The organism is Clostridium sp. C2-6-12 (assembly GCF_009928485.1).
GTDB lineage: Bacteria > Bacillota > Clostridia > Clostridiales > Clostridiaceae > Clostridium.
The window spans coordinates 28275-51578 of the sequence record NZ_JAABNP010000019.1; the positions used below are offsets into that span (position 1 = coordinate 28275).

Here is a 23304-nt window from a genome sequence, read left to right on the forward strand (position 1 = left end):
TAATCATATTTTTTATTATAACATAAATATGATATGTACATATCCCATGCATATTTATTAATAAAATAATTTTGTTAATTTATCTGCACATTCTTCTAACTTATTTTCATTTTTAGCATATTGTAAAATAGTAAATCTAGGTCTGATTTCAAGGGCATGAATCACACTTCTATGAAACAATTCTTTTTCTATACCTAATGCTTTTGGATTTGATTTTGCCCCAATAGAGTTTAATAATTTTATAATTTGTTCTGGATCAGGTACCCTTATTCCATATTTTTCTTCAATTTTAAGTTCTTTATAAATCCATGCAGATATAATTGTTCCAACACCAACAGAATTTCCATGAAGAGGATGTTCTAGATTTCTTGAAAGTTTATCAATTTCCCAATAATGAGAAAGATGATGTTCAGCTCCTGAAGCTGGTCTTGAATTACCTGTTAACGTCATTGCAACTCCCGATAAAATAAGTGCTTCTGCTATATATTCTATTGCCTTAGGATCTCTATTAACAGCTCCTTCTATACTATCAAAACATTTATTCATTGCTTCTCTTACAAGTTTTTCTGTTGTTTGGCAAAAATATTCATCATATATTTTATGGGATAACATCCAATCTGAAAGAGCTGTGTACTTTCCAAGAATATCACCAAATCCAGCACATATCATTTCGAAAGGGGCCTCTTTCATAATAGTTGAATCAGCTAAAATTGCATATGGATGTGTTCCTGGATAAGTTAACTTTGTTTTATCAATTATTAAAGGAGAAACTGTTGATGCATATCCATCCATAGAGGGAGCTGTTCCTACAATGATGTATGGTATTTTTGTTCTTGCACTTACAATTCTGCTAACATCATTTATAGTTCCCGAACCTACTGCAATCAATAAATCCGTTTCATCACTTACTTCTACTAAAAGCCGTCCTATAGTTCTTTCATCTGGAACTAAATCTCCTTCTCCACTGCTTAAAATAATATTTTTAATATTAAATTGGACTTTATTTATTATAGCCTCCACATTTTCACCGAGTACACTATAAGTATTTCTATCCGAAACTATCAAAATTTCTTTAGGAGAAATTTCTTTTACAATATCAACTGTTTTAGTATATACACCTTCCCCAACATGAATATGTTTCATTTCGATTTTATGTTTTTTACCACAGCTACATTGAAACTCCATATCAGCCATTTCTTTTATTTGTTTGCTTAAGATCTCATCCATTATAAACACTCCTATTTACACAATCAATTTAATATATATTAAATTAATTTATTTATTTTTAAATCTTAAATATATTATACAATAATCTATTATGTATAAAAAGCTTACAAACTCTTATTTCAATAATATTTTCAATATAAAATATAGAAAATATTATATTAACCAATAAATATATCCTAAAATTTTCTTGTTATTTTTATAAATAATTACAAATTCCGTTTTGTTTTATAATTCCCTAAAATAATTGTTTTCTTTTATCAAATTTAAGGGTATAATTATATTAATTATTAATAATATATTAAAAGTGTATTAAAAGATTATTAACATATTACCTAATTAATATTTATATCCGCTGTTAATTAAGTAATTTATAATATTAATTTTATTAAGGAGATTACTATGATTCATATTACTAATTTAAAAGATAGTTTACCTGTTTTTAAAGCTTTAAGTTCTGATGTAAGAATAAATATTCTAGATATTTTATCTCAGCATAAACAATTAAATATGAATGAATTATCTGAGAAGCTAGATTTAACAAATGGTGCTGTTACTATGCACATTAAAAAATTAGAAGAGTGTGGATTGATAAAAACTACAAATCTCACAGGAAAGCATGGCTTACAAAAAATATGCTCTTTACATGAAGATAAATTTGTAATTGATATAGGAACACAAGATTTAGAAAATTCTTATGATATAGATTTAAATGTAGGACATTATTCTAACTATGATATTACTCCTACTTGTGGTATTGCAACTAAAGATAAACTTATTGGAGAAGTTGACAATCCAAATTATTTTGCAGATCCAGAAAGAATAAATGCAGATATTTTATGGTTCACTAAAGGCTATATCGAATATAGAATTCCAAACTATTTAAAGCCTAACGAAACATTCTCAGAAATTCAAATTTCAATGGAAATAAGTTCTGAAGCTCCAGGAATATGCAATGATTGGCCTTCAGATATACATTTTTATATTAACAGTGTAAATGTAGGTAGCTGGACTAGTCCTGGTGATTTTGGTGACAGCAAAGGAATACTAACTCCATCTTGGTGGTTCTCTAACTGGAATCAATATGGGCTTCTTAAGCTTTTAAGTATTAACTCCTTTGGAACATTTATTGATGGAATGAAAATTTCAGATGTTACTTTAGAAGATTTAGAATTAAATTATAAAAGTGATATATTATTAAAATTAGCAGTTCCAGAAGGCACAAAACATATTGGCGGCTTAACAATATTCGGTAAAAACTTCGGTAATTACAATCAAGGAATAAGCGTAAGATTAGTTTACAATGTTCTATCAGTATAGTTATTTATTATAATATAGCATGTTTATATAGATAATATCTGTATAAACATGCTTTTTTAATGGAGCTTCTATATAAAATCTTATTAAATCTTATAAAATCATTTTTAACAAAAATACTTTACAAACATCATATTAAACAAGTTTTCCCCATAAAGAAACTCCTTTTTTATCTATTGCTGTGAACACCAAAGTTTGTTTTTTGTTTTCCCAATCCCAGGATGCAATTACTTTCCCATTATACTCCACTTCTTCTCCTTTATCATTTGGTATTTTCACAGTAATTTTATTATCTCCTGTTAATTCCCATTTTCCTGACTGCTTTTCATTTTTTACCTTACTGCTACTTGTAAATTCATATTGCACAGAAGGTATTATCTTATTATCATTTTTATCTTGTACTATGAGTTGCCAATTTCCAACTAAAGCTGCTTTTTCAATCTTTTGCTCAGTTTCTCCTGCATATCTTTCAGGTGATACCATTGGCCAACCATCTTCTGACCACAAGATCTTTCTAACATTTAAATAAAACCAATCTGGCTTTTTCTCTGTTCTTACATGGTGAACAATATAATAATTTCCATTGTCATCTAAAACAGAATTATGTCCTGGAGCCAGCCATCCTTCTGCATCCCCAAATTTATATCCGCCCATAATTTTATTCCCAATTTCATTTGGATTAGATTTAGATACATCTGTCATATCTTTTCCATTAATATCTACATAAGGACCTTCAATATTATCTGCCCTTCCAACTCTCACATTATAATCTGAAGATAGTGAATCATATGAAACAAATAAATAATATTTATTTTGTTCTTTATTGTATATAATATATGGGCCCTCAACGGCACCACTTACAGATACATCTCTAGTAGCTATATTTTTACCTTTATCCTTAGGATCAGCTGGCTTACCAGTATTTTTATCAAGCTTTACTATATATATTCCACTCCAGAATGATCCATAGGACATCCACATTGCACCATCTTTATCGAAAATAATATTTGGATCTAATGCATTTCTGTCATCACCTTGATTAGTCTTTAACACAAGTCCCTGATCTTCCCATGACCCTTCAATTGATTTACTTTTTAGAAGTCCAATATAAGATTTATTTTTCCCAAAACTTGAAGCACAATAATATAAATAATACTCATCTCCTACTTTTGTTACTTCTGGTGCCCATAATCCTTGAGCACGACTCCATGTTTTAGCTTCATCTGGAATACTCTTTAAAGCTTGACCTACAAACTCCCAATTAATTAAATCCTTAGATTTTCTGATTTGTATAGCCGGAGTTGCATTTCCTCCAACTCTTGCATCTGTAGAAAATACATAATATGTATCTTTATCTTTATATATTGATGGATCATGAGCACCTAAAGTCCCCCATTTGCTTTTATCAATTGTTACACTTAAATCTCTAGACTCTTCTACTTTAGGATCTTGTGGAAATTTCACTTTTGCAAAACTCTTTTCTACATCTTCTTTTGATATGGATGTACACCCAATCATTCCAATTGAAAATATCACTAATAATAAAATCGAAATACTTTTTTTCATTCTATCACCTTTCTTTTAACAACAATAACTTTTCTCTAAAGAATAATTATTGTGTAATTTTACTCATCCACATTATAAAATTAATTAGAATTTCTATATTAAAATAGGATTTAGCCTTTCTATTTGTTAGCAGCTAAATCCTATTTTATATAAATCATAACAGATCTTCTAAATCTATTTTATTTACAAATCATAATATGTTAAGCAATCGAACTTCATTAATTATAGAAAAAATATATTAATATTTTTATTTATTCTTTCCTAAACGAATTACGTTCCAAGATGCTTTTCTTAAAGATGAAGTAATAATTCCATCTACTAATTCACTTCTATCTACATTCTTTGGAGTAACTGCTTCACCCTTTGGAGAATTTACTATTTTCACATCATCATGTTCTAATACAATATGTTCAATAATTTTGTAATTTTCAAAACATCTTACATCACAAGTTAATTCAATTTCTTCACTTAAATTACGATTAACTGCAAATATGGTCACTTCTTCTTTTTCTTCATTATATACTGCTATAGATTCAATATCAGTTACATCTGTAAAATCTATAGTATCATGTTTTGGTGAAGATAATACTGGTTGCAATGCAATTCCTCTACCATATTTTGAAGCATGTAAATATGGATAATATATTGTTTGCTTCCATGCTGGTCCACTTTCTTCAGTCATAATTGGGGCAATAACATTAACTAATTGTGCTAAACATGCCATTTTAACTCTATCTGAATGTTTCATTAAAACTATTAGCATCAATCCAACTAAAAGAGCATCTTCAAAATTATATACATCTTCTAAAAGTGCAGGAGCCTTTTGCCATGGATGATTTTTCATTATATCATCATCTTCTTGATTAGAATGGAACCATACATTCCACTCATCAAAACTTAAATTCATAGTTTTCTTACTACGCTTTTTTGCTTTAATATAATCACAAGTAGCTGTAACTGTTTTAATAAAATGTTCCATATCAACACTTTGAGCTAAAAAGTTTGGAGTATCATTAAATCTGTTTCCATAGTATTGATGAAGGGATACAAAATCGACTACATCATAAGTATGATCTAAAGTTGTAGCTTCCCATTCTGGGAAAGTTGGCATTCCAGTATTTGAACTTCCGCAGGAAACCAATTCAATATCCGGATCAATAAGTTTCATAGCTTTTCCTGTTTCTAATGCTAATCTTCCATATTCTTCAGAGGTCTTATGTCCTATTTGCCATGGTCCATCCATTTCATTACCTAAACACCATGTCTTTATTTTATGAGGTTCTTTAACTCCATGTTTTATTCTTAAATCACTATATTTTGTTCCACCAATATGATTACAGTATTCTAATAAATTGCAGGCATCCTTAATTCCCCTTGTTCCAAGATTAACTGCCATCATCACTTCTGAGCCTACTGCTTTTGTCCACCTAGAAAATTCATTTAATCCAATTTCATTAGTTTCTAGACTTCTCCAAGCTAACTCTAATCTTTTTGGTCTTTCTGATATAGGACCTACACTGTCTTCCCAAAAAAAATTTGAAACAAAATTTCCGCCCGGATATCTTATAATAGGCACATTTAATTCCTTTACAAGTTCCATGACATCTTTTCTAAAACCTTGTTCATCAGCGGATGTATGATCTGGTTGATAAATACCACCATATACAGCTCTTCCTAAATGTTCAATAAAAGAACCATAAATCCTTTTGTCTATTTCAGATATTTTAAAATCTTTGTCTACTACCATTTTTGCTTTTTTTTGCATTATAATTCATCTCCTTCGAAATTTAGGTTGAACCTTTTTATGAAAAATTTTTAACTTCTTATTGAAACTATTATCCCTTTACCGCTCCTGCTGTCATACCATCAATAATATACTTTTGGAAGAATAAGAATATAATTAATATTGGTAAAATTGATAAGAATGATCCAACAAAAACTACATCATAATTGTTTCCGTAAGGAGTAAATAGTGTATTTATACCAATTGGTAAAGTAAATTTGCTTGAAGTCTTTAATACTAATAATGGCCATAATAGGTTATTCCAAGAACCCATAGTATTTAAGATTGCCATTGCCGCAAATGCTGGCTTCATAACTGGTAATATAATTCTAAAGAATATACCATATTCTGATGCTCCATCGATTCTTCCTGCCTCAGCTAAATCTCTAGGAATTCCAGATAAGTATTGTCTAAAGAAGAATACAGTTCCAGCTGCTACTATACCAGGTAACACTATACCAGTGTAAGTATCTGTTAAATGCATATTGTTTATTTGACTATATAAAGGAAGCATTAATATTTCAAAAGGTACTGCCATAACAAATAGCACACAAGTAAACAAAAAGTTTTTTCCTTTAAAATCATATCCTGCAAATCCATATGCAACATATGCGCTTAAAAGTAATTGAAGAAAAACTGACACTATTGTTAAAAATAAACTATTACCAAACCAAGTAAAAAAACTATTAGGTTGAGTAAATAGTACTATATAATTTTTTAAAGATAATCCTTTTAATGATATATCCATACCATTTGAAATAACTGTAGCTCCATTTTTAAATGTTGTAATAACAAGTGCATAAAACGGAAGTATTAGTACTACACTGATTGCAGCGAATAATAAGAAATTTATTATTTTAAGCACAAAAGTTTTACTTTTGGTTTGTTTATTTGCTTTATTATTTATATTACTTTTTGTCTTTATCATACTTGCTGCCATATTTTATGCCTCCTTATCAAATTGTCCACTTAGTTTTAATTGAATTAAGTTAATAACCATCGCAAGTATAAATAACACTATACCAACTGCTGATGCATAACCCATTGCATTTTTTTCGATTCCTTGTCTATACAAATAACCTACAATAGTAGTACCAATATTATTTGTTGAATTGTTCCCTCCAAAAATTATCAAACTTTCAGTAAACATTGAAAGCCCAGCAATTACTGATATAGTAACTACATAGATAGTTGTTGGTTTAAGCATTGGTATTGTAATACTTCTAAAAACTTGTAAAGTAGATGCGCCATCAATTCTTGCAGATTCATATAATTCTGGTGGTATATTTTTTAATCCTGATAAAAAATACATCATATTAACGCCCATCCATCTCCAACACGCAAAGATTATTAACACAATAAATCCTGCAGGTGCTACTTTTAACCACTTAATAGGTTCTACCCCAAATAGTGCTAAAAATTGATTCCCTAATGAAGTAGCTTTTTCTCCAAAGAACATTCTAATTATTATACCTGCTACAACAACAGAAGTTAAAGATGGTAAGAAAAACGCTGATTTGAAGAATTCTCTCCCAATCATTATCTTACTGTTTACAATACATGCAAGTACTAATGGAATTGGAACAAGAAATACTATTGTCCAGAACATATATTTAACACTATTCCAAACTGCAATTACAAATATTTTATCACCTAATAATTTCGTATAATTTCTTAATCCTATAAATTGTCTTGAACCTGGCAATACGTCTTGAAAACTCATGATTATTGCATTTACCATTGGAGAAATGAAGAAAACTAAAAATGTTAACATGAATGGCAATATAAATACATATGGTGCAACTTTTTTATTATAAATAAAGCTTTTAATCATTGCTTAACTTCCTCCTACCTAGATATATTACAAAGAAGCTATTTCATAGCTTCAAGCTTTTATAAAATAGCTTCTTTGTATGATTAATAAAATAATGTTACTTCAATTCATTTTCTACTTGTGCTTGAGCAGCATCTAATGTTTGTTTTATATCTGCATTATCATCGAAGATACTAGGTAAAACTGTTTGTGCTATAGCTCCACCAACATTTGGACTTGCTTCAACTGATTTACATAATCCAATTTCATTTTTAATTGCATTTAATGTGTCAAATGGTTTAGTTTTGAAATATTTAACAAATTTATTTTCTGGATTATCAGTAACAGTCTTATCAGACCATAAAGCTGTATTAACTGGATCGAATCCTAAATCTTCCCAGATTGCTTTTTCACCTTCATCAGATAATTTAGCCCATGCTAAGAATTCTTTAACAGTTTGTTTGTTTTTAGCATTTTTAGTAACAACTGTACCAGTACCACCATCACCTACTGAACGTGGTTGACCTTCTTTAAATACTGGAGCTGGAGCAATCGCCCATTTACCTGCTCCATCTGGAATTGATTGAGTAAATCTTGACATCATCCAGAAAGCTTTGATTACAACAGCGATATCTCCACTGTTCATTGCTGCTTTACCTGGATCTGTATCAGGTTGTCCACCATCGATTGTACGAATAGCATTAGCATTTTGTAATTCTTTTAACTTTGTAAGTGCTGTAACCATTTCCTTACTGTTGATATTTGGCTTACCATCAGAAGTAGTATAGTCACCACCTTGTTCAGCAAGCATTAATGTTAATGTTGTACTACCTGCTGTATCACAAGTACCCATTACTTTACCAGTAGCTTTATAGTATTTTTCACCAGCTGCTTTAAAATCATCCCAAGTTTTTATTGTCTTATAATCAATTCCTGCTTTTGATAAAAGATCATCATTGTAATATGCAACAACTGCACCTACGTGATAGTCAAAACCATAAACATGTCCACCTTTGCTATAAAGATCAATACGAGACTTAACTACCTTATCTTTATATGGAGCAACTACATCATCAAGGGTTTCTAATTGAGGTTCACCCTTTAAGAAGTTAGGGAATTTACCTACTTCTACGTCGCATATATCTGGAGCTCCTTGTCCGGACAACAATGCTGATTGTAATTTGTTATGCATGTCATCATAAGGAAGAACTGTGAATTTAATATCTAATTTCTTATCTGGATTCTTTTCATTCCATTTACCTTGCATTTTTTCAAAGAATGCCGCATGTTGATCAACAAATGTCCACATTTCTAATTGATCACCCGAAGCCGCTGAATCTGATTTCTTTTCCCCACTATTACTAGAAGTATTGTTTGCTGCTCCACTGTTACCACACCCAACTAACATAGTAGCTGCAACAGATGTAGCTGCTATTACAGTTGCAATTTTCTTTAATATTTTTACACTTTTCATATTATTTACCTCCCATTTTATGAATGAAGTTAATATATTTAGTGAACATTATTCCCTTGTAATTTAAAATAACTTTAAAGAATAATGACCAAAACAAATGATAATAATTTGTATACGTTTGTTATTAAGTTCGAAATAATACTAAGGATCTAATTTCAATATGTACTGGAAAAGTTTATTTTAGATTATTGTAAAATATATTTTAATGTAAATTCTTTATCCTAATCATTTTTCTACCATAAATATACTTTTTATTCTATGAATCTGTAATAATATATCTTTTTTTACCCAGGTAATCCTTTTCATATGCTTTAGTATCATATTTTGTTTTATCCTTATGATTTTATTATACACTGTTATAAATTAAAGTCAACACTTTTATATTATATTTTTCTAAATTATTTTAATTTATTTTAAAACATATAATTAGCAAACATTGCAACCCTTTCTATCAAATGATATACTATTTATAAACCTATTCATTCATATATTTATTATATCTATTAATAAAATATTTATTGTTATATTAGCTTTTTAATATAGCATTATTTAAATTTATTATGAATTATTGTAAAACAATTATATATAATATTAAAGGAGATTGATTTTATGGGAATATTTTCACCTAATTTCCAACACGAAGGTTCTGGAGTAGAAAAAAACGAACCCTCCAAAGAAGGGTTATCTTTATTTTTTGATTTATTTATATCTCGGTTTTGGGATCTAATGAAGCTAAATATCATCTTTATAATATATTGTATACCAATAGTTACAATTGCCCCTGCTTTTGGAGCATTAACTTCTATTACAATGTCCATTGTCAGAAGAAAACCAGTATTATTTATGATTAAAGATTTCCATGCTGCTTTTAAAAGCAATTGGAAACAATCATTTGTTTGTGGCTTTTTATCTTGTTTTATTTTTTCAATATTATATTATGCCTCTGTGTTTTATTATAAGCTTTCTCAAGCAAATCCTATTCTATATGTCATTTTCTTCTTATGCCTTTTTATGATGATTTTGCTATTATTTGCATGGATATATATATTCCCACTACTTACTACAATATCACTTTCTATTAAAGATATATTTAAAAATGCATTATCATTGAGCATTGTATGTTTAAAACATACATTAATAGGCTCTTTAGCTTATGGTTTTATTTTAATTGGAACTATTATATATTTACCTTTAGTTTTTCCTCTTATTTTCATATTCACCTTCAGTCTCATGTCATTTATTTCTTCATTCACTTCTTGGTATGGAATAAATAAATATCTAATAAAAGAATAATTTTTTATAACTACAAAACCACAAATCAACTTATATATTACAGCTGATTTGTGGTTTTAATTTTTATAATTCAATTTTTAACTCTACAGGGCAATGATCTGATCCAGTTACATTCATATGTATATCAGCATCAATTAACTTTTCCTTTAAACATTCCGAAACTAAAAAGTAATCTATTCTCCATCCAGCATTTTTTTCTCTTGCTTTAAATCTATATGACCACCATGAATACACCTCTTCTTTATCAGGATAAAAATATCTATAGGTGTCTATAAACCCATCATCTAAAAGCTCTCCTATTTTATTCCTCTCTTCATCTGTAAACCCAGCATTTTTTCTATTTGATTTAGGATTTTTTAAATCAATTTCCTCATGAGCAACATTTAAATCTCCGCAAACTATAACAGGTTTATTCTTTTCAAGTTCTTTTAAATAACTTCTAAACACATCTTCCCATACCATTCTATAATCAAGTCTTTCTAATGCTTGTTTGGAATTTGGTGTATAAACATTTACTAGATAAAATTCAGGATATTCTAATGTTATTACCCTTCCTTCTTTATCATGTTCCTCAATTCCAATTCCTATTTTTACAGTTATAGGTTCTTCTTTAGTAAACACTGCTGTACCTGAATAACCTTTTTTCTCTGCATAGTTCCAATAAGACTTATATCCTTCTAAATCCAAATCTATTTGTCCTTCTTGGAGCTTACTTTCTTGAATACAAAATATATCTGCATCCACTTCTTTAAAAAATTCTAAAAATCCCTTATTAACACAAGCTCTTAATCCATTAACATTCCATGAAATTAATTTCTTCACTATTATATCCTCCGACTTTCGTAAATTCTAATCAATAATAATTATTATATAACATAATATAGATTTAATCCACTTGATTTCATATATATTTTTTAAGTTAGTATTCTATAGTTGATTATAAAAACTAGTTATAAAATCATTAAATGATTTCATTAAAAACTGCTAGTTGTCGATTCCACATTGTTAATTGAAATCCATACTATGTAATATGTAAAATAAATAAAAGTGATGTGATTATTAAAATACTAATAGGAATACTTAATGAATTCACTACGCCTGCTAACCCTTCATCACTTTTACAATATCCTGTAAATACTGGAGAAAGCACCGAAATAGGACCAAAAACTAATATTATTAAAATATGCTTTATCTCTATCGAAAATGGAAGTAAATAATAAATTATTATTGCAAAAATAAAAGAACTTATATAGCGTATACCTAACATAGACACAACTTTAAACAATTGTTCTCGTTTTAAATTACATTCAAATACCATACCTATCATAAGCATTGACAAAAAAGCATTACCTACACTTAAGTTTGAAGTAATATTGTAAATCACTTGTGGTAATTTAATTCCTGTTACAGTTATAATTAGCATTAGTAAATATGTATCAAAGGGTACAGAAGAAAATATCTTCCTAAGAAAGCCTCTAACACTTTGATTACCACCTTCCCCTGCCACTCCAGAAGCTATTGCATAAGTTCCTCCAGTACACATTATTGAATTTCCCGTATCAAAAAGACTTGCAATTCCCACTGCATATGGTCCCAAAAAACTTTGTACATAAGGAAGTGTAAAACATCCTATGTTATATCCTGCTAGATTAAGCATATTAAATGCTTTTTCTTTATTGTCTTTGTTCTTTGCAAATATGTACCCTATTGTTGACATGATTATATTGGCCAAAAATCCAAATAAAACAATTAAAAGCATTGATGTCTCCATTTTAAAGTTAGCAAAACCTGTAATTAATGCGCATGGCAGCGTAATATTCATAATAATTTTAGTTACAATCTTATAATCCTTAGGCCCAAACACCCCAATTCTCTTTAAAACATTACCCAAAACAATTATAAGAATGAAGCTAAATGCTTTTATTATTATCTCCCACATCTTATCTCCCTTTCTTTTGTTATCTTATAAATTCTAATTAATATTATACATTTTAATTTATGAAATTCTAGAAGCATTTCTAATTAATAATTGAGAATTAATAATTTGCTCATAAAGATAATTATAGCATATAAAAATGACTACCTTAATAAATTTTCCATTTTATTAAGGTAATCACTATGATTTATCTACTATCTAACTCTACTTTTATGCTTTGAGGTAGTTTTTGTCTTATCTTTTCCATTAGCATTTCTTGATTTATGTTTATCACTTATTTGCTTACCCTTACTCCCTCTATTATCATTAGTTTTATTACTTTTAATGTCCTTATTACTTTGCTTATTTTTATTGTATTGGTTATTTTTAGAAGTGTTATTCTTATCTCTTATGAGACAATTAGGTCCATTTCCAATTAAATCCGTTCTTCCTGCTTCTGTTAAAGCTTCATACACTAATGTATAGTATTTAGGATTTTTAAACTGAAGTAATGCTCTTTGCATAGCCTTTTCATGTTTAGATTTTGGCACATAAACTTCCTTCATTGTAGCCGGATCTAGGCCAGTATAATACATAGTAGTTGCCAACGTTCCTGGAGTTGGATAAAAGTCTTGAACCTGCTCTGGCTGATAATTTATATCCCTTAAATATTCTGCAAGCTCAATAGCACATTGCAAAGTACTACCTGGATGAGACGACATTAAATACGGAATTATATATTGCTTCTTCCCCAGCTTATTCGTTATTTTTTCAAATTTTGCAACAAATTTATCATAGGTCTCTCCTGCTGGCTTACCCATATACTTTAATACATCCTTAGATACATGTTCAGGCGCAACTTTTAATTTTCCACTAACATGATGCTCTACCAATTCCTTAAAGAAAGTATCATCTTTATCAGCCATTATATAATCATATCTTAATCCAGACCTTACAAATGCTTTTTTTACCTTTGGAACTTTTCTTATAGCTCTAAGTAATTCCAGGAATTCAGAGTGATCTACATCCACATTGCCACAAACATTTGGCGATAAACAATCTTTACCCTTACAGGCACCAAAAGCTAATTGCTTGCCGCAGGCAGGTTTTCTAAAGTTTGCAGTTGGTCCTCCAACATCATGTATGTATCCTTTAAAATCAGGCATCTTTGTTATTTCTTCAACTTCTTGTAATATAGATTCTTTACTTCTACTTTGGACAACTCTACCTTGATGAAAAGTTATAGCGCAAAACTTACAATCACCAAAACAACCTCTTGAGCTTACAGTACTAAATTTAACTTCTTCTATTGCAGGTATTCCACCTTTTGCTTCATATACTGGATGATAATTTCTCATATAAGGCAAATTATACACTTCATCTAATTCTTCTCTGTTTAATGGAGTTTCTGGAATATTTTGAACCAAATATTTATTTCCATGTTTTTGAACTAAAATATGCCCTCTTACGGAATCTTGTTCATCATCTTCAATCTTACTGGCAAGTGCATATTTACGTTTGTCTATACTCACTTCTTTATACGAAGGTATTTCAATATAATCCTGAATATCTTCTAAACTTTCAGTAAGATAACAAGTCCCCCTAACATAAGTAATATCCTTTGCACGAACTTTATTCTTTAAACTTTCTGCTACAGCAACAATTTGCTTTTCCCCCATACTGTAAATCAAAAGATCAGCTGTACTATCTACAAGTATTGACTTTCTTACTTTGTCACTCCAATAATCATAATGAGCAAATCTTCTAAGACTTGCTTCAATACCACCTATTACTATATCAATATCTTTATATGCTTCTCTTATTTTATTACAATATACAATAGTTGCCATATCTGGTCTATGACCCATTTCGCCACCTGGAGAATAAAGATCCTTTTCTCTTAGCTTTTTACTAACTGTATAGTGGTTAACCATTGAATCCATATTTCCTGCATTGACTAAGAAAGCATATTTCGGTCTCCCTAGTCTCTGAAAATCGTAGATATTTTTCCAATCCGGCTGCGGTATTATTCCAACTTTGTACCCTTGTGCTTCAAGCACCCTTGAAATAATTGCAGTTCCAAAACTATGATGATCTATATATGCATCTGCTGTGACTATTATAAAATCGCACTCATCCCAGCCTCTTTCTCTCATATCTTTTTTACTTATGGGTAAAAATTTCTTTTCATTTAACATGCTTCCACCTACTTAATTTCCTTTTGCGTAATTTTCCCTTTGGTTATTATAACATAAAGACTCTTAATTCTGTATGTATATAATACTATTTCATTCATTTATCTGTAAAATTCATCTTAATTAACTTGATACTCTTTTAAGTTTCATATTTATTTCATTTTAAAACAAAATTTATAAATAAATTATTTATAAATTTTGTGTACATTTTTTAATTATGTTGAATATATTATTACTATAACAAATGATTAAAGATTCAAAGGAGAAATAAATTATGAGTAGATGTTGTAGAAGATGTTGCTGTAATAGATGTTGTAACAACTGTTGCGGATTTAATAATTGTGGTTTTAATAATGGATTTAATAACGGTTTTAGTTGGTGGCCTCTATTATTTTTCTTATAAAATTTATTAATAAATATTTTTTTAGTATTTTTGATCATAAGATACAGATGATAAATTCTTTATCTTCAGGAATCAAAAGTGTTTGATGCTTTTAGAAAGATAAAGATTAATGATTAAATTTTAATATAAGAAATGCATGGACTGTTTATATATTAAACTTTCCATGCATTTTCAATTTACATATACATATATAAAATCTAAGCTATATTGTTCATCAAACTAGAAGTTTTCAATCACTTATGAATTGAGTAAGAATTATTTTAATTTTTAAATGAATGTATTGGAGCTGGAATTCTTCCACCTCTATTTGCAAAAAGCTCTGAAGATTTTCCATTGACCTTCATTACTGGTGCTGTGCCTAAAAGCCCTCCAAATTCAACCATATCTCCAACTGTGCATCCTGGTGCTGGTATTATTCTAACAGCTGTAGTCTTATTGTTAATTACTCCTATAGCTGCTTCATCTGCAATCATACCTGCAATTGTTGAAGTAGGTGTATCTCCAGGAATTGCAATCATATCAAGGCCAACTGAACATACACATGTCATACCTTCTAATTTTTCCAAGTTCAATGCTCCACTATTAACTGCATCAATCATTCCTGCATCTTCTGACACTGGTATGAAAGCTCCACTTAAGCCTCCAACATGACTACAAGCCATAACTCCACCTTTTTTAACTGCATCATTAAGCATAGCTAAGGCTGCAATAGTTCCATGAGTTCCAACTTGTTCTAAACCTATTTCTTCTAAAATTTCTGCAACTGAATCTCCAACAGCTGGTGTTGGCGCTAAAGATAGGTCAACTATACCAAAAGGTACACCTAATCTTTTTGATGCTTCATTTGCAACTAATTCTCCCATTCTTGTAACCTTAAATGCTGTTTGTTTAATAGTTTCAGCTACTACATCAAAAGATTCTCCTCTTACTTTTTCAAGCGCTCTCTTAACTACTCCTGGTCCACTAACTCCAACATTTATGATTCTTTCAGCTTCTCCAACCCCATGAAAAGCTCCTGCCATAAACGGATTATCTTCAACTGCATTAGCAAACACAACCAATTTTGCACATCCAAAACCTTTTTGGTCTTTAGTAAGTTCTGCCGTTCTCTTGATGACTTCAGCCATATCTCTTACAGCATTCATATTTATTCCTGATTTAGTACATCCAACATTAACTGATGCACATACCTTTTTTGTTACAGCTAAAGCTTCAGGAATTGATTGAATTAAAATTTTATCTCCTTTTGTACAGCCCTTTTGAACTAAAGCAGAAAAACCTCCTAAAAAGTCTATTCCTAGTGTCTCAGCTGCTCTATCTAAAGTTCTTGCAAATTCCACATAACTAGTTTCATTTGTAGCACCTGCAATTATAGACATTGGAGTTATTGAAACTCTTTTATTTACAATTGGAATTCCAAATTCATTTTCTATTTGTCTTCCAACTTCAACCAAACGTTCAGCTGATTTAGTAATTTTATCATATATTTTAATTCTAGCTTTATCACCATCTGGATCTATACAATCAAGTAATGATATTCCCATTGTTATAGTTCTTACATCTAATTTTTCTTCTTCGATCATTTTAATCGTTTCAAGTATATTATTAGTATTCATAAAGCCCTCCTAATTATAGCGAATGCATTGATTTGAATATTTCTTCTCTTTGGATCTTAACTTCTACCCCAAGTCTTTCACCTTCTGCTGTTAGTCCTGCGCGAACTTCTTCAAAGCTACCTTTCATATCTGTACATTCTAATACCATTATCATTGTGAAAAAGCCCTGCATTATAGTTTGATTAACATCTAATATATTGATGTTATATTCTAACATTTTTTGACTTACCCCTGCTATAATACCAACTTTGTCTTGCCCAATTACTGTTAATATTGCTTTCATGCTTATCTACTCCATTCATATGTTATTTCAGATGTATATTAAAAATATTATCCAATTCTTATGAATTGGATAATATCAAAAACTACATCACTGCTATATTCATTCTATAATTTATATTATATTTTGTCAATTTTATCAGAACATTTTATGATATATTTTTATTTTTGTTCGTCTCTATAATAAATATTCTTTACAATTTATCGTTTAATATAGTTATTTTGCCGTTTGATTTAATATTTTTTCTATATTATAAGGTTTATATGTATAATCCACACACATTCTGTATAATTTATCAGGATTATCTCCTATACCAACATACCCTCTGTCTATTGTAAATCCCATAGAGTAGCCTGCTTCGGAAACAGCCTTTATTGTATCATCATTATACTTTCCTTCTGGATAAGCAATTGAAAAAACAGGTTTACCAGTTAATTTTTCTAATGTTTCTTTAGAATTTTTAAGTTCGCTTAATTGTTCTTCATAAGATAGCTCCGAAAGCCTTCTATGTGAAACAGTATGGGATTCTATGTCAATTCCATAATCACTCATTTCTTTGACACTGCTTGGTGACAAATATTCTTTTCCATCTAAATAGCTAGAAATCACAAAAATAGTTGCATTCATATTAAATTCTTTTAATATAGGGAATGCATTTGTATAGTTGTCCATATAACCATCATCAAAAGTTATTAAAACACTTTTTTCAGGAACAGGCTTGTCCCCTAAAATATATTCTTTAAATTGTGCCATAGTTAATGTTGTATATCCATTATCTTTTACAGCTTTAAGATGCTGTCTAAACTTTTCTGGTGAAATAATGATAGGACTTTTCCCTGATGGATCTTTATTTATTGAATGATAGCATATTACTGGTATTTTGATTTTATCATTTCTAGAACTTTTTACTTCTTCTACAGATGTATTTTCTGTGTTTGAAGCTTCTACTTTTGTCGAGACTTCCTTTGAAGATGGTTTTGAATTACCAGTAGCACCATAAGCTGCAATAACAATTACACTAATACATAGCAATAACTTAACCAGCACTGATCCCATATTTATTTTTTTAACTCTTTTATTTTTCTTCCTTGTTTTCATTTATTTTTCCTGCTTTCATATAATTCAAATACAATTTTAAAGCAGCAAGCTAATTTCACATACTTACTGCCTTAAAACTATATTATTAATTTAATAATTAATTTCTTGCGCTTATCTTTGTAGTGCTTAAATGTTCTCCTGATATTCTTTCTTTTCTTTTGGATTTGCCATAGTCATTTGAAAAATATATAATTAGACTTTCATCATTGCTTTCAGCGTTAACTTGATACATTACACTTTGAACATATCCATGGATAAAATCATCTTTGCTGAAAGACAAATTTATTTCAGTACCAACCTTAGTAATTACATTAATTACATCTTTCAAATCCTTTGACTCTTTTGTAAAAACAATATCACCGCTGTCTATAAGACAAAACTCAACCTTCATATATTTCACCTCCCGCTTAATTTAAATTATATAATATATATTTTATATTTCAACCCTAAAACATCAATTTGCTAATAAGCACAAGGAAAGAATTAGTATCTAGTATTTGTTTAAAATCCAAATTCTTTAATTGTTACAACAAAATAAGGTGCTCTATATCGAACACCTCATTTATTAATTTAACCGCTGCAAATAATTTTAGTGACTTTAGTACAATTTAAGTACTTCATAAATTCAAAAAATATCTCAAGCCCTTATAATTGATTTACTGGTCTCAAGTATGTTTTTGTTATCATTCCCATTCAATGGTTAGAATCTCTAATTCACCTTCTTTTAAGGATACCTTATATCCATCTGTAACCAACCAAGCTGCTAAATCTGTAACCATATTCCTTCGAATCTCATCTCTTTTACTTACTGCAAAAACTGCTGAAACTTTATTAACTCCAGCTCTTTTCCCCTGCTGTATATTTCTTAATATTATGTTCTTATTTTCATTTAATCTTTGTTCGTATTCATTCACAATATTTCCTCCCAAAAATTATTTAATAAATTAATTATTCTTTAGAAGATGTTTTGTATCACCTATTAAATTTTATTTATCCTCATATAATTTTATGATATATACTTTTAAGTTATTCCATATTCATTATTATAAAAATCACAGTTTTATTAAAAGAAGCAAAACCCAAAAACAATTAATATTACTCTTTATTTTTCTAAATATAAAAAGAGCCCTATTAAATGTACTAAACATTTAATATAGCTCACAAATAATTTATGTATATTATTCTTTATCAATTTCCGAAGACACATCTATTCCCCTATGTTCAACTGCTGTTGAGAAAACTATTTGAGTTTCTGTGTTACCAAACTTTTGAAGTTCACCAATAAAAGCATCCAATTCTAATGTTGTATGATAAGCAACCTTGATTAGCATTGAATACTTGCCTGTTACACAATTGCACTCCAGTACATTAGGACATGATGCTATAAAAGGATAAAACTCAGGTTTTTGTTTAGGTGACATTTCCAAGTTAATAAACGCCTTAATGTTATAACCTAATTTTAACGGATCAACATGAGCTGAATATCCAGTGATTACTTTTGCTTTTTCTAATTTTTCAATACGAGCTGATACTGCTGGTGTTGATAAAAACACTTCTTCTGCTAAATGTTTTAGTGGATAACGTGCATTTTTTTGTAAAAGTTCAATTATCTTATAATCAATTTTATCCATTTCCAATACCTCTATTCCTCTGAAATTACTTTACTAACATATATCAAATCTTTTTACTAAAATATATAATAAAAAGGCATATCAAATAATCCACAGTTACTGATACGCCTCTTTGCGCTATTTTATTAAATTAATATCTTTAAAATGAAAATCTTTTTTCTCTAATTATATTTTATATGCCTTTTTTAAAATAAACAAGAGTTTTCTTTTATTTAAATAAATAATGTAGAATATCTTTTCATTTTTTTGCATATAATATAATGAACATAACTATATAAATTGTTCTAATTAACCAAATAGATGGCATATACAAAAGTATGCTATCTATTTTTATTTTGAATATATTGTTTTACTTTAAATAAAGAAAATAATACTTAAATCAAAATCTAATTAAATTAAATCAACTTAAACAATATTCATCACTAACATAAGTAATTGGAATTCTTTGAAGTTTATTAAACTGATTTTTAGTTTCAATATTAAAGAAATTTCTAGAAGAACCTCCAAACATATTAGAAAAATAATCTTCCATGTAGCATCCCTCTGGCAATTCTTTTTGCATTTTTATAAACAGTTCTCTTAAATCATAACCTTCAACTTTATAACAGGATTCCTTTAAACATAACGAAAGCGAATTATTGTAGTAATTTTTTCTTCTTTCCACACGAAGGAAAAATTCTTTTATAATTTCTTCATTATTATAAATTAATGTTATTGGAATTTTAACATCTAATACATAATCTATCAACTCATCATCTTTCAAATAAAAAAATTCATTAAATTCTTCTGAATTTTCCCCATAGAACTCAAAATTCAAACTGTCGTTTTTAAAAGTATATCCTCTTACTTTAAGTAAAAACTCTTCTCTTGAAAAATATACTGTTGCCTGCTCGCATCCTAAATTATCAGTATATAAAGCAGCATATTTTAATTTGACCATATAATTCTTTATATCCCCCTCTTTTTAAACTTTTTCTTATACCCACATATGTTTTCTCAAAACCACCTTAATATTATATTACACTTTACCATAAATTAGAAGAACAAAATATATAAATTTTCATTTTCACTTAATGAAAGTCTTACTTTGTGGTTCGTAAAAAGATAATTCATACTTCTTCGCATACTCCTGAACTAAATTATTAACGTACTCAGCCCTGCTGAATTCACATGACATAATAATATGACCTTCAGATTTATCAAAAATCACATTCCAAGGACACAACTCTAAATCCCCAACTTCCTTTTCATCAATATCATCTATTTCTGGATGTTTCGATGTCAATTCTTCATAAAATTCTTGAGTTCTTTGAGTCGGTCCAATTAATGAAGTATCCCCTTCACAAAGCTTTAAATATAATTTCTCAGCTTCTTCTTTATTTTTAACATAATTAGAATGCCACACCGCGCAATTCCAGCTCATAATATTTATCACCTGTATTCCTCTAATATTAATTACTTTTTATCATATCACTATCTAATATAGTATAATTAGCTCTATGAATGTATAATGCCTTTCCATCTATATTTAACCTTGTCATCTTAGGCAGATCTTTTGGAACAGTCACAAAAACATCATTTCCTTGATAAACACCTATAGGTATTCCCATTTGAGAACTTATAATAATAGTTTTCTTTTTGCCTATTTCATTTTTAACCTTGTTAACAAATCGATCGATCGAAACCAAACCTCCACCTTTGTTTACTTCTATATTAGTTGGAACCTGATAATCTTTTACCATATCTAATCCATCTTCTGAAAATATCATTGTATTTCCAACTTGGAACATTTGATTACCATTAATGGTAACCTCTAGAACTTCTGATTTAAAAGTTTCAGTATTTTTATCAAAATTTTCGTTGTTTTGAAGCAACCCAACAGAAACTTTTTTACCATCAACAGTTAAAGTTTTATTTCCATAATCATCATATGTACTTATTGAAAAATGTTGTCCCACTAAATCTCCTTTTATTTTTCCAATCCAGTCATTCAATTTTGCACAACCTATACCTGATACAATTAGAATTGAAATTGCACCTGCTAAAATAGCTAGTTTTAATTTTACCTTCACGATTTATCGCCTCCCTACAAAGAAAATAATTCTACAAAATATTTAAAACTCCTCTATTTTAAACTATTTCTCGATTTTTTCTCATACTTTTTTCAAATATAATTATAGTTATAATTCCAACAAATATTCCAATAATCATTCCTCCTAAAACATCTGATGGATAGTGAACATATAAATATATTCTTGAAAATCCAATAAAAGAACTTAAAATTAAAGCAAAAATTCCAATTCTCTTGTTCATATTATATATTACTATGCTTGAAGTAAATGAGCACATGGTATGTCCCGATGGAAACGAAAAATCCTTGGGCAACTTTATAAGCATTTGCCCAAATAAAGGCATCGCATTAAAAGGACGTGTTCTTGCAACTATAGGTTTAATAGTCAAACTTCCTATTAAATAACATAAAATCAAAGCAGTAATAATCATAAAGCCATGTTTTCTATATTTTTTGCTCAAAATCAATGCTAGTCCAATTATTGTCCATATTGTTATACCATTTCCTAAGCTTGTGATTCCAATCATTATTTTATCTAAAATTGAATTTCGTATATTCATTTGAATAAATTCTAAAATAGTATTATCTAAATTTTGAATTAAATGCATAGTAACTATTTTCTCCTCAAATTAAAAGTATATTTTCCCATATAATAACAAAGAGCTATAAGAGTAAACTCTTATAGCTCATTTTTACAAACAGACTATCTTCTGTTGTTTTGTTGCTTTCTAGCTCTTCTACAATCAGCACATCTTACTGGTTCGTTTTCGAAACCTTTTTCTTTGTAGAATTCTTGTTCTCCAACTGTGAATATAAATTCTTTTCCACAATCTTTACATACTAATGTTTTATCTTCCATTTTCAATTCCTCCAAATTCAAAAGACTTACTTAACTAACACTTTCTCATAAAGGAGAAATTTTAATGTAATTAAATCTTTGATCTATATTTTTTATTCCCTTAGGAACATTTTTATTATATCATAGCAATTTTAAAATTACAAGCTTTAAATTTATTATTATTGGTTTTTTTCTTCAATTTTTGTAAACGATACATTGTTGAAAGAATTGGTTACTATATATTTGCTGTTTCCTACTTTGATGAACTTCATTTCCACAGTGTCTCCAACTTTAGTTAAGGCAACATCTCTAGATGTTTCAGTTGAAACTGAGAATATACTGTCAACATTTTTTAGTTTTATATCATATATACTAGTTCCTTCTTTAATCACCAAACCTATTCTCTCAACTTCTCCTTTTATAAGCTCATCTTGATTACCACTTTCTAAAGAAATATTGGTATTCGTTAAACCTTCAAGATATTTATTTAACGCTGCCTGTAAGGAATCTCCTACTCCAACAGTATTATAATTTTTAACATTTACCATTGCATATTGCTTTACTAATCCATTAGAATCCTTTAATGTCATAAAATAAGTTGGTTCATTTTGAATATTTATTAAATATGGGAAAGTTGCCTTATAACCATATTGTTAATGTGATTAACTTTATTGAATTTAACAATATAACTATATATAAAATGTATCTAAGCATTTATATAAGCTAATTACATCAATTCAACATCAAACATTTATTGTGTTGAATAAAAATAATAACTAAAGTATAA

Annotated in this window: 23 protein-coding genes and 1 pseudogene; 3 read left to right on the plus strand and 21 right to left on the minus strand. The window is 28.8% G+C overall.

Translation table 11 applies throughout. The features are described 5' to 3' along the window. Nucleotides 1-57 precede the first annotated feature (57 nt). The gene (locus GXK56_RS16140; RefSeq protein WP_160689227.1) at nucleotides 58-1227 is read right to left on the minus strand and encodes a sn-glycerol-1-phosphate dehydrogenase; all 1170 of its coding nucleotides are present in this window, start codon (nucleotides 1225-1227) and stop codon (nucleotides 58-60) included. A gap of 399 nt (nucleotides 1228-1626) precedes the next feature. Here GXK56_RS16140 and GXK56_RS16145 point away from each other — a divergent pair, with 399 nt between their 5' ends. Continuing rightward, nucleotides 1627-2544, plus strand: a complete 918-nt coding sequence (locus GXK56_RS16145; protein ID WP_160689229.1) for a winged helix-turn-helix transcriptional regulator — start codon at nucleotides 1627-1629, stop codon at nucleotides 2542-2544. Between the two features lie 132 nt (nucleotides 2545-2676). Here the strand turns inward: GXK56_RS16145 and GXK56_RS16150 are convergent, their stop codons facing one another. The 5 genes from GXK56_RS16150 to GXK56_RS16170 form a co-directional block, all read right to left on the minus strand. Next, a complete protein-coding gene (locus tag GXK56_RS16150) occupies nucleotides 2677-4107 on the minus strand; it encodes an arabinan endo-1,5-alpha-L-arabinosidase (RefSeq protein ID WP_160689231.1) in 1431 nt (476 codons plus the stop codon). 247 nt (nucleotides 4108-4354) lie between these two features. Continuing rightward, on the minus strand, nucleotides 4355-5872 hold the full coding sequence (locus tag GXK56_RS16155; protein ID WP_160689233.1) for an alpha-N-arabinofuranosidase: 1518 nt from the start codon (nucleotides 5870-5872) through the stop codon (nucleotides 4355-4357). Between the two features lie 70 nt (nucleotides 5873-5942). Continuing rightward, nucleotides 5943-6830, minus strand: coding sequence for a carbohydrate ABC transporter permease (locus GXK56_RS16160; protein WP_160689235.1), 888 nt, complete (start codon nucleotides 6828-6830; stop codon nucleotides 5943-5945). Nucleotides 6831-6833: 3 nt separating this feature from the next. Then, nucleotides 6834-7724 (minus strand): sugar ABC transporter permease, encoded by an 891-nt coding sequence (locus GXK56_RS16165; RefSeq protein WP_160689237.1) that lies wholly within the window; start codon nucleotides 7722-7724, stop codon nucleotides 6834-6836. 97 nt (nucleotides 7725-7821) lie between these two features. Further along, nucleotides 7822-9177 (minus strand): extracellular solute-binding protein, encoded by a 1356-nt coding sequence (locus GXK56_RS16170; RefSeq protein WP_160689239.1) that lies wholly within the window; start codon nucleotides 9175-9177, stop codon nucleotides 7822-7824. A gap of 609 nt (nucleotides 9178-9786) precedes the next feature. Here GXK56_RS16170 and GXK56_RS16175 point away from each other — a divergent pair. Next, a complete protein-coding gene (locus GXK56_RS16175) occupies nucleotides 9787-10470 on the plus strand; it encodes a DUF624 domain-containing protein (protein ID WP_160689241.1) in 684 nt (227 codons plus the stop codon). 63 nt (nucleotides 10471-10533) lie between these two features. On the opposite strand, the gene GXK56_RS16180 is transcribed toward GXK56_RS16175, so the two are convergent. From GXK56_RS16180 to GXK56_RS16190, 3 genes are all read right to left on the minus strand, one after another. After that, entirely contained in the window at nucleotides 10534-11298 is a 765-nt protein-coding gene (locus GXK56_RS16180; protein WP_160689351.1) for an exodeoxyribonuclease III, read from the minus strand. 193 nt (nucleotides 11299-11491) lie between these two features. Continuing rightward, complete coding sequence (locus GXK56_RS16185; protein WP_160689243.1) at nucleotides 11492-12409, minus strand: AEC family transporter; 918 nt, start codon at nucleotides 12407-12409, stop codon at nucleotides 11492-11494. 191 nt (nucleotides 12410-12600) lie between these two features. Then, nucleotides 12601-14583 (minus strand): YgiQ family radical SAM protein, encoded by a 1983-nt coding sequence (locus tag GXK56_RS16190; RefSeq protein WP_160689245.1) that lies wholly within the window; start codon nucleotides 14581-14583, stop codon nucleotides 12601-12603. Nucleotides 14584-14854: 271 nt separating this feature from the next. Between GXK56_RS16190 and GXK56_RS28580 the strand changes: the two genes are divergently transcribed. After that, on the plus strand, nucleotides 14855-14983 hold the full coding sequence (locus tag GXK56_RS28580) for a hypothetical protein (protein WP_279283110.1): 129 nt from the start codon (nucleotides 14855-14857) through the stop codon (nucleotides 14981-14983). Between the two features lie 260 nt (nucleotides 14984-15243). Here the strand turns inward: GXK56_RS28580 and GXK56_RS16195 are convergent, their stop codons facing one another. The 12 genes and pseudogenes from GXK56_RS16195 to GXK56_RS16250 all read right to left on the minus strand — a co-directional run. Continuing rightward, nucleotides 15244-16599 (minus strand): PFL family protein, encoded by a 1356-nt coding sequence (locus GXK56_RS16195; protein WP_160689247.1) that lies wholly within the window; start codon nucleotides 16597-16599, stop codon nucleotides 15244-15246. A gap of 13 nt (nucleotides 16600-16612) precedes the next feature. Next, nucleotides 16613-16882: an ACT domain-containing protein gene (locus GXK56_RS16200; protein ID WP_160689249.1), complete on the minus strand. Its 270-nt coding sequence runs from the start codon at nucleotides 16880-16882 to the stop codon at nucleotides 16613-16615. A 213-nt stretch (nucleotides 16883-17095) separates the two neighbouring features. After that, nucleotides 17096-17977, minus strand: coding sequence for a polysaccharide deacetylase family protein (locus GXK56_RS16205; protein WP_160689251.1), 882 nt, complete (start codon nucleotides 17975-17977; stop codon nucleotides 17096-17098). 97 nt (nucleotides 17978-18074) lie between these two features. Next, entirely contained in the window at nucleotides 18075-18368 is a 294-nt protein-coding gene (locus GXK56_RS16210; protein ID WP_160689253.1) for a hypothetical protein, read from the minus strand. Nucleotides 18369-18660: 292 nt separating this feature from the next. Continuing rightward, the gene (locus GXK56_RS16215; RefSeq protein WP_160689255.1) at nucleotides 18661-18891 is read right to left on the minus strand and encodes a hypothetical protein; all 231 of its coding nucleotides are present in this window, start codon (nucleotides 18889-18891) and stop codon (nucleotides 18661-18663) included. A gap of 264 nt (nucleotides 18892-19155) precedes the next feature. After that, nucleotides 19156-19608, minus strand: coding sequence for an Lrp/AsnC family transcriptional regulator (locus GXK56_RS16220; RefSeq protein ID WP_160689257.1), 453 nt, complete (start codon nucleotides 19606-19608; stop codon nucleotides 19156-19158). 400 nt (nucleotides 19609-20008) lie between these two features. After that, a complete protein-coding gene (locus GXK56_RS16225; protein WP_160689259.1) occupies nucleotides 20009-20548 on the minus strand; it encodes a DUF6304 family protein in 540 nt (179 codons plus the stop codon). 126 nt (nucleotides 20549-20674) lie between these two features. Further along, nucleotides 20675-21031, minus strand: a complete 357-nt coding sequence (locus tag GXK56_RS16230; RefSeq protein ID WP_160689261.1) for a hypothetical protein — start codon at nucleotides 21029-21031, stop codon at nucleotides 20675-20677. 28 nt (nucleotides 21032-21059) lie between these two features. Beyond that, complete coding sequence (locus GXK56_RS16235; RefSeq protein ID WP_160689263.1) at nucleotides 21060-21680, minus strand: DUF5052 family protein; 621 nt, start codon at nucleotides 21678-21680, stop codon at nucleotides 21060-21062. Between the two features lie 58 nt (nucleotides 21681-21738). Then, nucleotides 21739-22287 carry a phosphatase PAP2 family protein gene (locus GXK56_RS16240; RefSeq protein WP_160689265.1) on the minus strand — a complete coding sequence of 183 codons (549 nt, stop codon included), beginning with the start codon at nucleotides 22285-22287 and terminating at the stop codon, nucleotides 21739-21741. Between the two features lie 95 nt (nucleotides 22288-22382). Then, nucleotides 22383-22538 (minus strand): zinc-ribbon domain-containing protein, encoded by a 156-nt coding sequence (locus tag GXK56_RS16245; protein ID WP_015392682.1) that lies wholly within the window; start codon nucleotides 22536-22538, stop codon nucleotides 22383-22385. A gap of 158 nt (nucleotides 22539-22696) precedes the next feature. Further along, nucleotides 22697-23170, minus strand: a pseudogene (locus GXK56_RS16250) (cell shape-determining protein); the annotation flags it as partial. Nucleotides 23171-23304: the final 134 nt, after the last annotated feature.

What these genes read in the sequence shown, in the direction of transcription:
- GXK56_RS16245 (WP_015392682.1), bottom strand. Translation starts at nt 22,538, where the DNA reads ATGGAAGATAAAACATTAGTATGTAAAGATTGTGGAAAAGAATTTATA.
- GXK56_RS16240 (WP_160689265.1), bottom strand. Translation starts at nt 22,287, where the DNA reads ATGCATTTAATTCAAAATTTAGATAATACTATTTTAGAATTTATTCAA.
- GXK56_RS16230 (WP_160689261.1), bottom strand. Translation starts at nt 21,031, where the DNA reads ATGAGCTGGAATTGCGCGGTGTGGCATTCTAATTATGTTAAAAATAAA.
- GXK56_RS16220 (WP_160689257.1), bottom strand. Translation starts at nt 19,608, where the DNA reads ATGGATAAAATTGATTATAAGATAATTGAACTTTTACAAAAAAATGCA.
- GXK56_RS16165 (WP_160689237.1), bottom strand. Translation starts at nt 7,724, where the DNA reads ATGATTAAAAGCTTTATTTATAATAAAAAAGTTGCACCATATGTATTT.
- GXK56_RS16200 (WP_160689249.1), bottom strand. Translation starts at nt 16,882, where the DNA reads ATGAAAGCAATATTAACAGTAATTGGGCAAGACAAAGTTGGTATTATA.
- GXK56_RS16155 (WP_160689233.1), bottom strand. Translation starts at nt 5,872, where the DNA reads ATGCAAAAAAAAGCAAAAATGGTAGTAGACAAAGATTTTAAAATATCT.
- GXK56_RS16140 (WP_160689227.1), bottom strand. Translation starts at nt 1,227, where the DNA reads ATGGATGAGATCTTAAGCAAACAAATAAAAGAAATGGCTGATATGGAG.
- GXK56_RS16185 (WP_160689243.1), bottom strand. Translation starts at nt 12,409, where the DNA reads ATGTGGGAGATAATAATAAAAGCATTTAGCTTCATTCTTATAATTGTT.
- GXK56_RS16205 (WP_160689251.1), bottom strand. Translation starts at nt 17,977, where the DNA reads ATGAAAACAAGGAAGAAAAATAAAAGAGTTAAAAAAATAAATATGGGA.
- GXK56_RS28580 (WP_279283110.1), top strand. Translation starts at nt 14,855, where the DNA reads ATGAGTAGATGTTGTAGAAGATGTTGCTGTAATAGATGTTGTAACAAC.
- GXK56_RS16195 (WP_160689247.1), bottom strand. Translation starts at nt 16,599, where the DNA reads ATGAATACTAATAATATACTTGAAACGATTAAAATGATCGAAGAAGAA.
- GXK56_RS16190 (WP_160689245.1), bottom strand. Translation starts at nt 14,583, where the DNA reads ATGTTAAATGAAAAGAAATTTTTACCCATAAGTAAAAAAGATATGAGA.
- GXK56_RS16160 (WP_160689235.1), bottom strand. Translation starts at nt 6,830, where the DNA reads ATGGCAGCAAGTATGATAAAGACAAAAAGTAATATAAATAATAAAGCA.
- GXK56_RS16170 (WP_160689239.1), bottom strand. Translation starts at nt 9,177, where the DNA reads ATGAAAAGTGTAAAAATATTAAAGAAAATTGCAACTGTAATAGCAGCT.
- GXK56_RS16225 (WP_160689259.1), bottom strand. Translation starts at nt 20,548, where the DNA reads ATGGTCAAATTAAAATATGCTGCTTTATATACTGATAATTTAGGATGC.
- GXK56_RS16175 (WP_160689241.1), top strand. Translation starts at nt 9,787, where the DNA reads ATGGGAATATTTTCACCTAATTTCCAACACGAAGGTTCTGGAGTAGAA.
- GXK56_RS16150 (WP_160689231.1), bottom strand. Translation starts at nt 4,107, where the DNA reads ATGAAAAAAAGTATTTCGATTTTATTATTAGTGATATTTTCAATTGGA.
- GXK56_RS16210 (WP_160689253.1), bottom strand. Translation starts at nt 18,368, where the DNA reads ATGAAGGTTGAGTTTTGTCTTATAGACAGCGGTGATATTGTTTTTACA.
- GXK56_RS16145 (WP_160689229.1), top strand. Translation starts at nt 1,627, where the DNA reads ATGATTCATATTACTAATTTAAAAGATAGTTTACCTGTTTTTAAAGCT.